Source organism: Halobacteriovorax sp. BALOs_7 (assembly GCF_003612895.1).
In the GTDB taxonomy this organism is placed as follows: domain Bacteria; phylum Bdellovibrionota; class Bacteriovoracia; order Bacteriovoracales; family Bacteriovoracaceae; genus Halobacteriovorax_A; species Halobacteriovorax_A vibrionivorans.
This window is the reverse complement of record NZ_CP027772.1, coordinates 943028-957817: the sequence shown is the minus strand read 5'-3', so window position 1 is coordinate 957817 and position 14790 is coordinate 943028. Positions and strand designations below refer to the sequence as shown.

6 protein-coding genes are annotated in these 14790 nt (G+C 39.0%); all 6 read right to left on the bottom strand.

Going from position 1 to position 14790, the window contains the following annotated elements; genetic code table 11:
- Positions 1-7: 7 nt before the first annotated feature.
- Positions 8-232 (bottom strand): heavy-metal-associated domain-containing protein, encoded by a 225-nt coding sequence (locus BALOs_RS04730; RefSeq protein ID WP_115360969.1) that lies wholly within the window; start codon positions 230-232, stop codon positions 8-10.
- A 169-nt stretch (positions 233-401) separates the two neighbouring features.
- Positions 402-866, bottom strand: coding sequence for a hypothetical protein (locus tag BALOs_RS04725; RefSeq protein WP_115360971.1), 465 nt, complete (start codon positions 864-866; stop codon positions 402-404).
- A 144-nt stretch (positions 867-1010) separates the two neighbouring features.
- Entirely contained in the window at positions 1011-6737 is a 5727-nt protein-coding gene (locus tag BALOs_RS04720; RefSeq protein ID WP_158536833.1) for a tail fiber domain-containing protein, read from the bottom strand.
- A 181-nt stretch (positions 6738-6918) separates the two neighbouring features.
- Positions 6919-7722 carry a hypothetical protein gene (locus BALOs_RS04715; RefSeq protein WP_115360975.1) on the bottom strand — a complete coding sequence of 268 codons (804 nt, stop codon included), beginning with the start codon at positions 7720-7722 and terminating at the stop codon, positions 6919-6921.
- Positions 7723-7796: 74 nt separating this feature from the next.
- Positions 7797-13199 (bottom strand): tail fiber domain-containing protein, encoded by a 5403-nt coding sequence (locus BALOs_RS04710; protein WP_158536834.1) that lies wholly within the window; start codon positions 13197-13199, stop codon positions 7797-7799.
- Between the two features lie 146 nt (positions 13200-13345).
- Positions 13346-14758: a chitobiase/beta-hexosaminidase C-terminal domain-containing protein gene (locus tag BALOs_RS04705; protein WP_115360979.1), complete on the bottom strand. Its 1413-nt coding sequence runs from the start codon at positions 14756-14758 to the stop codon at positions 13346-13348.
- Positions 14759-14790 lie beyond the last annotated feature (32 nt).

The window sequence follows — 14790 nt, the reverse complement described above, 5'->3', positions numbered from 1 at the left end:
GTCTCTCCTAGGCCTGAAGTTTTTTAATACTTGAAACAGGGAAACCGATACCAGAAAGAGTGGTCTTGATTTGCATATTTGAAAAGTTACTCTCACCACTTACAAGCACTTCCTGATTTTCAACATCAACATCGACACTTGAAATACCTGAAATATCTTTAAGTCCGCCTTCAACTTTACTTACACAACCACCACATTTAATACCACTTACAATAAACTTAACTTTTTTCACTTGTACCTCTCTTTAAACCATATACCCCCATAGGGTATCTTCTCTAATCATATTATTCATCGAGGTCTAAAGCAAGAGAAGTTAAGTTAAGTTGACAAAGAAATGACAATGAGGTGGAGGCTTATTATCTAAGCTACTGTAAATTCGTTATAAGAGATAGCAAGGATTTCTATTGAGAGTTCTTTATATAATCGGGAATTTTAGGGCCAACAAATCGATCGTCGTTATAGACATTATTCACACTAGATATATTGCGACAATTTGCTTTTGATGTTGGACTTGTGTGTTTAACAACTTTTTGCCCTAAAAGACTTATGATAACTTGATCTGGTAGCATTTCATTAAAAATATGGCCAACCACACTCTCCCTTAAACTCGTACTCTTCTCACAACACACGAGTTCACGAATGGTAGGCCTAGTTGTATCCACAAATTGCGCTTCATTCAAAGCCTCATCAATTTGAGGTCCAACAAACTCTTGTCCATACTCTTGTACTTCTAAGCATCTTGTTTTTTGAACTTCATGACATTTTAATGTGGCCACTAACTCTTTATCAGAGATCTTCCCCTGTGCTAGAGCGACAGTTGAATAGAGAAGAGCAATTGAAAGAATGGCCAATTTTAAAAGGATCACAATTCCCTCCACAGAGACTTGAAAATACGTATATATACATATGATCAATAGATCTATTTTACTGCTCAATCAACTTTGATGTTGAATATCACCTAGGTACCTAGAATCACGATCGCAAATAGAGTTCTTTACAATAATATTTGGCTAGTTTTTCGGGCAAAGAGGCATATCAGGGTCTTTTTCACAAAGGTAGGCCTTAAGAATTTCATTTTCCTCTTTTAGGGCATCCACTTGCTCTTCAAGAGAAGAAATACGGCGTGAGTTGCCTTCTTGCATGAGCTTTTGCATACGCTTATTTTCTTCAATTTGCTCCTGCTGCTCTTTTGTTGCATTAATTAATGCCAAGAAGATTGGGTCATTATCAACAGTTAAGAAGTCATCAGTTGTCTTTCTAACTGCTTCAGGAATTACTTTTTGAACATCTTGAGCAATAAAACCAGAGTGCTCTCTTTCATTTAAAATACCAAGGGCATTATTATCTTTATAGCGATACTTAACAGTGTTTAAATTCATGATCTCATCTAATCCGTGACTATACTCACCAGTAAGATCCTTCAGTCTCTCATCTGAATATGTGGCCCAAGAACCTCCACCAGGTTTTGCAGCAGTACCATTAACAACTAATCTCTCACCATTTGCCGTTAATTGCGTCCCAGCACTAAGACCAATGGCAACCCCATGATAATTTGTATCAGTTCCAACATCTGGCTGAAGGTGTAGAGTTGATAAATAATCTCCATAAGTACTCGTTGAAGAGTGCCTTGCAAGAATCCAGGCACGCCTTCCATTTACGGCCCCACTTGTCCCAATTTCAACACCATTATTGGAATTTGTTATCTTATGCACAAGGTTTCCAGCTGTTGTATCTGTCGGATAGGCCGCAGCGCTATCTCGCCCGTGAACATGTAAATCAGCTCCAGGATTTGTCGTTCCAATCCCTAGTGACCCTGTACCAGTAAGCCTCATATACTCGGTGTAACTTCCACCACTTGTATATCTTGTAAATGCTAGGTCATCAGTTGGGTTATCACCCCAATAAACTGATGGAATTTTATCATCACCGGTTCCTGCACTTCCATCGATATCAAAAACCTGTAGGCCGACCTGATCATTACCTGATATTACAGTTAATCCACCAACTCCACTTGAACTCATCTGTCTTAAAGATTGGTTTACAGTAAAGTCTGCCTCTGAAGTAGGGTTTCCACCTACTGCAACTTGTCCATCTGCGTATGAGAGACTATTTCCATCTCTTTGCCATTGAAAGTGTCCACCCCAAGTATGAGGAAGAGAATTAGCTTCACCTGATGCACTACGAATTGTTACTGCAATACTATAATCATTAGTATGACTTGTTTTTATCTTAGGAACATTAGATTCAATAACAACATATGGATTATTAGAAGTCCCGTTATTACGACTAGAAAGACGAGTCTTCCATGTAGCAGAACCTTCATCATACCAAACAAGATAAAGTGCTCCTGTATCTGTAGCTGTCCCCTGAGTAACGAGTTGAACAGAATATACCCCAGTTGTTGGAAGAGACGCCCCACCAATCGTAACTTCAGCTAAAGTCGTATTACTTGCTGTTACTTGATATGAGTCAGTATGGTAGAAATTACCAACAGAGAGTTTTCCTTCTCCTGTTGTTGTTCCAATCCCGACGTTACCTCCATAAGGATTTAAGAAGAAATCATAAGCTGTTGAACCTGCACCATTTGTTCTCTGAAGATAACCAGCACCTAAACTAAAGGCCCCAAAAGAGGTTAAGGTAGAGTCCGTATCATGAGTCTTTAAAAGCATTGTTGCTCTAGAAACTGTCTCTGGAAAGCTTGTTGTGTAATCAGCAATATTTCTTTCAACAAATAATGGTGCAGTAGGTGTAGTTGTACCAATCCCGACTTTTCCATGTCTAAAAACGGCCGTTGGTGCTGCCGTGAAATCATCGTCTTGAGTAGCGGCTCCTTTTGTTGAATAAATAGAGACTACTCCTGAGTCAATAAAGTCGCCAGAAGTTGTGTTACCACCAATAGTAATACCAGCACCAGACATAGTAGCATGAGTTTGACTCACTTCGAGATCATGTCCAACACCGGTATCTGAAATTCTTAAATTGGAACCAATTAAAAGATTTGCATGATTATTTGATTGAATATTTGAGTAATCACCTTCACCATCTGTACCTGAAATGACGACATTTCCTTCATTGCCTACAACTTGAAAATCACCGACTGGAGTATTTGTTCCAATTCCGACATTCCCAGAACTTTCGACAGTTAGAAGATCATTAGCTCCAATTCCTCCAGAACCAGCAATAGAGAAAGCTCCAGTTGCATCATTAACTCCTAAATTAACTTGATCTGCTGATCCACTATCTGGTCTTAGAGTGACAAAAGTATTATTTGCACCAGTTGACTCTAGGATAAGTCGACCGCTAGTATTGGCAATATGAGCAACTGATTCAGGCGTACTCGTTCCAACACCTAGATTTCCACTATTATCAATAGTCATCTTTGTTGTACCACCAGTTCGAAAATTAATAACACCTGTTCCATTTGAATCACTATCTGCAGCGATGACATTATCAACTTCATTTGATGAAGATGTTGAATCAACACCAGTTAAGTTTGAACCATCACCATAGAATGCTGCCCCTTTAATATTTCCAGAAACATCAAGCGCCTGAGTTGGTGATGCTGTTCCAATTCCTACTCGACCATTTCCTTGAATTGTCATTGCAATCTTTGGAATATCATCACTACCTGTGTTGATAAAATATAAGCCGTCATCTGGTACGGGATTATTACTATCTTGATTTTCAAAGATGATAGCGCTGTTATTATTTGTCCCATAGACATTTGCATTGGCCTGATCATCTTGAACAAAAACCCTAAAAGGCTCAGTTGTTTCAGCTGAAGGTGCCTTGAAGTGATTGGTTGGATTATTATCAAATCTAAGAACTCCGCCAGATAGATCTAATGTATCCTTAGGATTTGTTGTTCCAATTCCTACATTTCCAGAGTTATAGTAAATATCACTACCAGCTGTCGTCCACTGAGTCGCACGAGCATCAACATATGTTTTAATAGCACTAACTGAAGGTGCTTGAGTTGTCTCATTCCCTACTGTTGAATCAACGACTGCAGCAGTTTGAGCACGGCCATCTGTAAAATATAAATTAGTCACTCCTTCGGAAAGATCATCTGTATCACTTAGGCCAGTGATTGCCGTGTAGTTAGCATTAATCTGAGCTTGAAGCTTTCCATAAGCATCAAGAATTGTATCGGTTGGAGCAAGAACAGCATTTGCACCAACAGTGTAACCAGTTAATGGTGTCCCCATTACATTTGATGCAGGCACTCGCCCACTTCCATCAAGTCTTAAAACTTCACCTGCACCATTAGATGTTGAAACTCCAATTTGAATATCATTGGCATTTGCCGTAAGTGCAATATCACTTGTCGATGTTAGGCCTTTAAATGGTAGATCTGTTCCAGACTTTGGAAGAACAAGTGAAGTCCCTCCGGCACTTGAGGCAGTATTTGTTTCACCGCCACCAGAAACAGCACTTGATAAACAGCCAGATCCATCAATACAAATATCATTTCCTGTTGTTACATTAATATTTCCATCTACAGTTAGTTTTTGAGTTGGAGAAGTTGTACCAATACCAACATTTCCAGTATCTGCTTCAATCGTAAAACGGCGTCCAGTTTCACCGTGGCCAAATTCGTATAATTGAAAGCTATCACCATACATTCCAATGCTCCAATCGGCACTTGAAGCTGTACTTAGAAGAACTTTTGCTTGATCTGAACTAGTTGCTCGATCTAAATGTAAGTTAGCTGCTCCATCATTTGATTTCACTAAAACATTTGTGGGCCCAGTTGTTGTCGTAACTTCAAGTGGAACCGTTGGTGTTTGAGTTCCGATACCAACACTTCCAGTATTGTAATAGATATCACTTCCTGTCGTGATCCACTGTGATTCATTTATTGCACCTGTTTCAGCAAGTACGTATGACTTCATAGCGGAAACTGATGCAGCTTGATCTATTTCACTTCCAGCTGTTGAGTTTACAACTGATGCTGTTTTTGCACGAATATCTGTGAAGTATAAATTTGTTGCTCCTTCAGTAATATCATCTGAATCTGTAATAGAATTTCCTGCAATTGAAGTTGCATGAGCATCAAGTTGGCCTTGAACCTTACCAAAAGCACCTAGAATACTATCCGTTGCAACTACACTTGAAGCGGCCCCTGTTGTGTATCCAGATAAAGGAGTAGCTAAGGCTGTACTTCTAACAACTGCTGTATCAAGCCCTATTCCAATGTCACTTGCATTTGATGTAAGAGTAATCCCACTCGTTGAAGTTAGACCTTTAAATGGAAGATCAGTTCCAGACTTTGCTAAAACAAGAGAAGTCCCACCAGCACTTGAAGCAGTATTGGTCTCTCCGCCACCTGTTACGGCACTAGATAAACAACCTGATCCTGCAATACAAATATCATTTCCAGTTGTAACCTGAATATTACCATCGACTTCTAGCTTTTCAGCTGGATTTGTCTTCCCAATACCTACGTTACCTGAATGAGTTAGGTTTAAAATCTTATTGGCACTAGTCATGGAATCATCATTAGAAGTGAAAGATAGAATATTTTCGGCAGTACCATTTACATTCATGATTTGAAAATGTTTCTTATCGAGTGGTGCTGGAGATGCTGCGGCCAAGAACTCCACAACAGCAGTAGAAGCACCAACCGCATCACGGCTTGATTCAAGTCTTAGCATTGCTTGAGTATTTGTACTCTCTTTTATATGAAGATGTTTTGCGGGAGTTGTTGTCCCAATTCCAATATATCCACTGCTATAATAAATATCACTTCCTGAAGTCGTCCATTGAGAAGAAGTAATTGCTCCCGTTTGAGCCGTTACATAATTTTTCACTGAATCAACAGAAGGAGCTTGTGTCGTTTCTGTTCCGGCCATTGAGTTAATTACTTTAGCGTCAGCGTAAATATCGATGTATCCTTTTACAGCAAGCTCACTTGGAACCTGTGTTGCACTATCAAGAGTTCCCGAGTTATCAAGATCTGATGCTGGGATTTGAGCAACGTTTAAAACATTTTGTAGTCCGACATAAGTCTTATCAATTGTTGGAGCATTAATTTTTGACCATGATATATTGGCCGCTGAATTAATATCGGCATCAACAATTGAACCATCTGTAATCTCACTTGAACCAATTGTTGGAGTAGGATTTGAACCAGCGGTAACACGCCCATAAGCATCAACTGTAACAGAAGTATAAGTTCCTGCCGTGCCAACAGTTGCTTGTCCAATTGTTCCTGCATTATTTACAAGAGTTGAATCAATTGAAAGCGCTGCCGTTTGATTTATACAATCAAATTGAGATCCATTCTTAATTAGTATTTGGTTATCAGCACAACTTGCAACAAAGTCTAAACTTTGTGGTGTAATGGCCGCATCAGCAATAGACTCTGCCGTTACTGCGTAACTTGCAAGAGGTGTTGCTAGAATATTTTGATAATCAAAAGTGATCGTATTAGTTGTATCGCGAACTTGTATTACAAGGGTTTCACTAGCAGGTGTATTAGCAATTAAAGTTGCCAATGAAGGAAAGTCTAACTCAACAGTATAGATTCCATTTGAAAGAGGTACTGAATTAAGTGTTTGCGTTGCAAGTGAAGTTGCAAGATCGTTCGAGTAATAGAGATCAAATTGAAGATTAGGTGTTCCTGAAATTGGAGTTCCATCTGCTTGAACGAGTCGACCAGAGTAACCAATTTTTGTCGCAAGCGTATTTGAGCTTAATACTAAGCTTAAACATAGTGCTAGAAAAAATGTCAATTTTCGACTTACGTGCAACATAATCCCCTGTTGTTACAGTGGCTTATCGACATCTTAACGCTCTTTAATTAACAAACAAATATCAATGAGTTAACAAGGTTAACTTTGCCTAAAAGACAAAAATTGTGCCTTCTAAATGTGCGATTTTACATTAATAAAATGGAACAATAACTGCTATTTACTAGTAGCCATTTGGCATATTATAGCCAACATCATCTGCACTCATATCAAAGTAAAAGACTTGGCCATTCTTCTTAAATGAAAAGCATCCATTCTTAGTGGCATTAAAAGAAATTCCAGATCCCCAATAACGGTATTCATCTGGACGATAAGTTGATGTCGCCTGTCCTGAAGCATCAAGATTGAAGAGAATTTTTCCGTTTCTTGATCCATCATTCTTGGCCACGAAGCTTCGAGTATAGAATCTTTTTTGAATATAGCGATCGGCCAGAGGAAATTCATCTCCTCTTTTTTCAAAGAACTTCATTTGTTCTGCGGTATGATAAAGAGATAGAACACTTTTCTCATTCATTAGAGTTTCAAAGAATTTTGCCTTCTCTTTTGCATATGAATATTTCGATAATTCACCATCATAGAATTCATTTGGAATGAAGAAGTGGCTATGGCCCATATCTGAGAAATTGATAAAGTCCACATAGTCATTATCTAGTGCGTATTCAATTTGTGAAACTAAGCTCTTGATAAAGACCTCTGGAACACGAGCATATTGAGTTTTTCCACCACTTGCCTTAAATGGCATAAGGAACTTATCATCCTCATAAAAGACGCGATTATCCATGCGCTTACCAGAATTATATATGACCCAAGAATTCTCTTCCATTTCAGCTCTTGTTTGATTCCAAGGAAACATATCCATATAGAGAATTTCTTCATTATCTGAAAGATAACAACTTGGACGAACTTCAATTGAAGCAAAAGATTTAAAGGAAATAATTAAAGCGAGTACGGGGATAATTTTCTTCATACTGAATACTTAACATATCCAAATAATGAGAATGAGTAGAATGTAATATTTTTATAGGTTGTGAGTAAGAGTTTTTACTGGCAAAATGGAGCTTGCGGATCTTTTGAACAAAGATAGTCTTTAAGCATCTGGTTTTCGGCCTTTATCTGCTCATTTTCTTCCTTGAGTGATGCTATATCACGAGAATTCTCATCAACCTTAGATTCAATTCCATTACTCATAAGATTATACTTTTCTTTATTGGCCACAATCATATTATTTAAATCCTGAAGGGCATTGATAATATAAGGTGTGAACTCCCCTTGGTTAAGAGTTAAATATTCACCGTCTTCTCTTTCTTTATCAACAGTTACAGCGTGAGGTATTGCTTCTTGAACTTCCTGAGCAATGAAACCATAATGTAGTTTTTCGCTTTGATCTGCATTCCAAACATAAGTACGAGGACGAAGTTTCATGATTGTTTCAATACCATCATTAAAGTCTTCAATATCGTGCTTAAGCCTTCTATCTGAAGAACAAGAGAATGTTGCAGACCCTCCTGCCTTACTACAAGCAGAACCTGAACCAGCATAAGTCCTGATTCTTCCATCGGCGTAATTAATTACATATGCATCACTTGAACATGAGCCTTCACAACCTGCTCCAACCCATCCTGTGGCACCGATATTTCCAGTGACATGTAGTTTATTTGAAGGTGCTTTATTTCCGATACCGACGTATCCAGATCCTGTTCCAGCAAGAGAAATATGTTGTCCACCTTGTTCATTCGTAACTGAAAGTACATCTGTCCCAGAAGTACCATAACCAATCCAACCAGAGCGAGTCGTCGGATTATCTCCATCTGCATACAATTGTAAATAAACATGGTCACTTGTAGGTGTTGCCTCAAGCTTCATAATACCTGCTCCACCTTTAACATGCAGAGGTGCACTTGGAGATGTTGTTCCAATTCCAACTTCTCCTGCTTCATCGATAACCATTCGGCCAGTCTGATCATTTGTACCAAACTGGATTTTTCCACTAGGTAGGCGATTTAATAAATATATATCGTCTGTTCCAATTGAACCAAATCCAACATAACCCATATTAGTATTAAAACCTTTAAACTCCAGATAAGGATTTGAATCTGTAAGCGATGTTGCACCAGTGTCCTCTATGATAGCAGCTCTTCCTCCTGTATTTTTTGCAATATGAAGAGTAGATCCTGGACTTGTCGTTCCTATACCAACATTACCTGACGTATCAAGAAATAGTGATTTGGTATCATCATCATCTGAAGCAAGAATCAAGCTATTTCCAGCAGTAGACTTTAGCTTTAAACCTGTGTAAGGTCCGCTTGTTTGTAAGCCTAAATAACCATATTCAGTTCCAGTAAATTCTAACCCTAAAGATCCTGCAACAGAGAGTTTTCGGGTAGGCGTGCTAGTTCCAATACCAACATTACCAGATCCATCAATTCGCATTCTTTCAGAATTTAATGAAGCAACAGTATTTCCACTTGTTCTAAAGATTAATGAAGCCTGTCCGTAATCTGCATTTGAACCAGTAGTCTCCTGAAGACTTGCAATAGAAGAATTAATAACAGTAGATGAACCAGTATAGTTTGATGAAAAAACAATATTATTTTCTACCCCTACTCCTGTTGTTGGATTATGTATTTGTAGTGTTCCGGGAAAGTCTCTATCAGCGGCAAAGTTTAAATTTTGATCTGTAGACGAGATAGTTAATCGTCCATCAGGGTTTGTTATTCCTAATCCAACATTACCAGTATTATAGTAAATATCACTTCCAGTTGTCGTCCACTGAGACTGATTAACTCCACCAATTTCAGTTGTTACATAATTTTTCATTGCACTTACCGAGGCAGCTTGAGTGGTTTCACTTCCTGCTGTTGAATTAACAACCGAAGCTGTCTGCGCTCTAGTATCTGTAAAGTATAGATTTGTTCCTTCACTGACCTGAGTGGTACTCATGCCTGTTAATTGAGAAGCATCCATAGCAGGAATTCTTCCAGAACCATCAAGCCTAACTAATTCATTAGCTCCATTTGAAGTTACAATCTCACTTTCATTTGCAAGAACACTTGAAAGACAATTTCCACCATCAATACAAATATCATTATCAATGGTAACGGCTCCGTCAGTTGCAATTGAAAGACCTGTTCCCCCACCATTTCCAACTAATTTATTTGTTGCTAAATCGAGATTTTTTGAAGCGATGTGATTCCCCATATTATCGGCACCACCAAGCTTTATAATTCTTAATGTCCCATTCGTAACAGATCCTGTACTTAATGAGTAACGTCCTTCAATATAGTCAGTAGAACCATTCATGGAAACAATAGCAGATGCGTTTTTATCTGCATTACTTGAACTCGTTGATCTTGTCCAAGAGCCTATTACTCCACTTCCATTTTTTGTAATTGAAGCATAATGGTGCCCCCCAGTTGTCATTCCATTTGCAACAGTGTGAATAATAACTAAGTAATTTCCAGCTTGTTTTGGGGTAAATCGATCAGTACTTAGATCAAATTCTCCATTTACATCAATACTTTCATTCGTATAGTTAATAACTCCACTTCCACTTTGTGTACCACTTGAAAATGAGACTTCTACATAACTTTCCGCATCTCCCGCTCCAGTTACACTATCACCTACGGCCCTCCAAGCTCCTCCTTTATAGACATAGATCCCTTGAATATCAGTATCATAAACCACAAGACCTTCTGCTGGTGATGCAATAGCATTTCTCTGAACTGAAGTCATACGCGGTGGCAAGAAACCTTTTGAAGTTGAGCTCACATCAAGAGCTGCTGATGCATCAGGAGTTGTTCCAATACCAAAACTTGTATAAAAGTTATTAGCTAAATCGAGTGGATCATAACAATAGAAACTTCCTAGGCCATTTGTTCTTAGGACCTCACCATTAGCACAACTTGTTGCTAGGCCGGCCAGTTGAGTATCTGTAATGGCCTGGGCAGCAATAGAGAACTCTGTTCCAGAAAGTGTTAAACCACTACCAGCTGTATATGTTGTGTTAGTATCTGTATCTGTGTCTATATCAGTGACACAAGAAAAACTTGACCCATCTGAAGATAAGACTTGTCCTGCGCCACAAGTTGGAAGAGTTGTCTTTGCAAAAGACTCAACACTTGGATCTGTCTCAACTGAACTTGGAAGGCGTCCACTTCCATCAAGTTGTGGAATTTGTCCTGCACCTGTACCTGCATCAACAGCAACTGTACCGGATGTTGTAATTGTTCCACCAGTTAAACCAGTTCCTGCTGTAATTGATGTAACAGTTCCAGCACCTGTCCCTGCAGTTGAGAGACAATTTCCACCATCAATACAAATATCGTTTCCAGTTGTAACATAGAAGTTACCATTAGCAGTTACTGTAGTATCAGCAGCAATTGAAAACCTCTTACTTCCTGCTCCAAAAACTCCAGAGTAAATATTAAAGCTACCATCATTATCATGAACAATATGATGGTTTTCACCTGCGATATTATTCCCTAACATTAAAGCACCATAACCACCAACGACAGCAGGATTACCAATATGAAGCTGCGTGGCCGGTGAAGTAACTCCAACTCCAACACTTCCAGAATTATAATAAATATCACTTCCAGTCGTCGTCCACTGGGACTCATTAATTGCACCAACTTGTGAAGTCACATAGGTTTTCATTGAAGACACAGATGCTGCTTGTGTCGTTTCACTACCTGCTGTTGAATTAACAACAGCGGCAGTTTGTGCACGCGTATTATTAAAATAGAGATTTGTAGCACCTTCTGCTACATCATCTGAGTTTGTAATAGTATTTCCTGCTATCGCAGTTGCATGAGAATTTAATTGTGCCTGAATTTTCCCAAAGGCCTGAAGAACAGTGTCTGTTGCAAGGGCCGCCGAGGCGGTTGAAGTATCAAGACCCGTTAAGGCCACATCAAGTGCTGGATTATAGTTTATAATTGAGTCCGCAATTTTATCACCCGCTCCAACTTGAGCAATCTTGCCATTTGTTGTTCCCACATCAACTGCAAGTGTTCCTGATGATGTAATTGTTCCACCAGTTAATCCAGTTCCTCCTGTTACTGATGTCACAGTTCCAGCATTTCCAGTTGGCCATGCACCACGGCAATCGGTACCAATACATAATTCAGTACCCTTTACCTTTCCTGCAACTTCAAGTTTTTCAGTTGGAGTTGAAGTGCCAATACCAATATTCCCACCAGGAAGAATGGCCATTCGATGAGTTAATCCCTGCTCAGATATTCTAAATGATCCATCGGAAACGCGATGACCTAGTTCCCATCCATTATTGGCAACACTATTTACGTTATTGATATGAATAGATGATTCAGTAGCATGATCACCCTCAAAATAAGCGATAATCCAATTAGAATCACTTACATGAAAAGCTGTGCTTGGAGCAATAACTCCAATCCCTACTCTTCCACTATTGTAATAAATATCACTTCCTGTTGTTATCCATTGAGAAGAAGTTATGGCCCCAGTCTGTGCCGTTACATAATTTTTTACAGAATTAACTGATGGTGCAATCGTTGTTTGCGTTCCAGTCATATCATCAATTACTTTTGCATCCGCAATTGTTTGCGCTGTCGTATCAACATAACTTTTTACAGCAAGCTCACTTGGGACCTGTGTTGCACTATCAAGAGTTCCCGAGTTATCAAGATCTGATGCTGGGATTTGAGCAACGTTTAAAACATTAGGCAGGCCTACATAAGTCTTATCAATTGTTGGAGCATTAATTTTTGACCATGAGATATTGGCCGCTGAATTAATATCGGCATCCACAATTGAATCATCTGTTATCTCACTTGAGCCAACACTTGGTGCCGGATTAGAACCACTTGTTACGCGCCCGTAAGTATCTACTGTAACAGAAGTATAAGTTCCTGCCGTGCCAACAGTTGCTTGTCCAATTGTTCCTGCATTATTTACAAGAGTTGAATCAATTGAAAGCGCTGCCGTTTGATTTATACAATCAAATTGAGATCCATTCTTAATTAATATTTGGTTATCAGCACAACTAGCAACAAAGTCTAAACTTTGTGGTGTTACGGCCGCATCTGCAATAGATTCAGCGGTCACAGCGTAACTTGCAAGAGGTGTTGCTAGAATATTTTGATAATCAAATGTGATCGTATTTGTTGTATCGCGAACTTGTATTACAAGAGTTTCGCTCACAGGTGTATTTGCAATAAGGGTTGCAAGACTTGGAAAGTCTAACTCAACAGTGTAGATCCCATTTGAAAGAGGTACTGAATTAAGTGTTTGGGTTGCAAGTGAAGTTGCAAGATCGTTCGAATAATAGAGATCAAATTGAAGATTAGGTGTTCCAGAAATTGGAGTTCCATCTGCTTGAACTAGTCGACCAGAGTAACCAATTTTTGTCGCAAGAGTGTTTGAGCTAAATACTAAGCTTAAACAAAGTGCTAAAAAAAATGTCAATTTTCGACTTACGTGCAACATAATCCCCTGTTGTTACAGTGGCTTATCGACATCTTAACGCTCTTTAATTAGCAAACAAATATCAATGAGTTAACAAGGTTAACTTTTCCGATTCTCAAGAATACTGCCTTGTAAATGTGCGATTTTTAGTGAGTTAAAGTGTAGAGACCTTGCTTACTTGAAGTTGTTCCTTGGGTATTTGAAAGTTGACCAGAAGTAGCGGAATTAGGTACTGCCTGAAAGTGTCCAAAGCCAACAAAACTTCCAAGTGTTCTTCGAACACCTGTTGTCACAGGAGTTGCTCCAGTGCCAGTAAAGTCAGCGATAGCGAAGTCTTTGACCACTACGTTTTGTACCTGACAGCTTACCACCCCAAGAACACGATCTTCTAAAACTGTCACAATATGATTATCTCCAATAACAAGATTTGGCATATCAACAGTTTGTATAATTTGATCTGTCACAGCAAGACCTGAAGTTGAAAAGTTCGTTTGAATAACTTGAGGTGACGGTGTTGCCGTCGCATAATCATTTAAAACCTCATTACATGTCCAAGGAGTCGCCGCAGTAAGCGGATCAAAGCTTTTAAAGTTTATCTGATGATAGTAATAGTCAGGCATTCCAAAGTCCGTTGATGCAGTCGTATTCTGTAATGGAACTTGAGTCGTTTGAGCATAAATCACATCATGAGATACACTTAGATCAGGACTTGTTGTATCAATTCGATAAAGTAAATCATCAACATCTGTTGTACTTGCTGATGCTTGTGCATAGTATGAGATTCCATAATCACCATCTGTAGGTAGATTAATTGGAGCTGTATATTGAATTGAAGGCGTACAAGAACTTCCTCCAGTATCTAAGCAATACCAAATCGTTGCGGACTCACTACAACTAATTGTCACACTAATAGGTGTAGCATAACTTCCCTCGGCCATATCATGCGAACATGTCACTTCTGTCACTGCAACATCATTAGACGACGGTCCAGACGAACCAGGGTTCGGTATAGAAGGAGGTAAAGTTGGAGACGTAGGACTATCCGGACCAGGACTTACACAACGCTTACAGCCAGGGTTATTTGGGCTAGGATTACTTGGAGAATTTGGTTTTGACTCCGGTGTTGGTGACGGCTGTGAGTCTGGCGAAGGAACAAATGGAGGCGTACTTGCTTGAGAATTATTTCCATCAAAAAAGTTTCCTGAATTACTACTGCCTTCAATTTCTCTTGAATTATAAGCAGGGTCACGAGCCTCACGGGCGGGCCTTGAAGTATTGGCCCCAACACTAGTTCTTGATCGATCCTTTCGATTATCTCTCTTCGTTTGTATTTCATCTGAGAAATTTGCCAGGCCACGATTTCCGCGCCCTGATGAGTTGGACATATCATTTTCGTTATTTTGGTCTTCAAGATTTTTAACTTGTTGTTCATCAATTTGAGAAATATTATCTTTGTTTTCATCTGAAGAAGGAGCAATGAAAGTAAGATAAGAAAATAGGCTGGCCAGAGTAACTCCACCAACAACATTTCTTAATAAGGACTTAAATTCATTTGTCATAATTCAAAACGCTCCAAAACCGCAATATCACA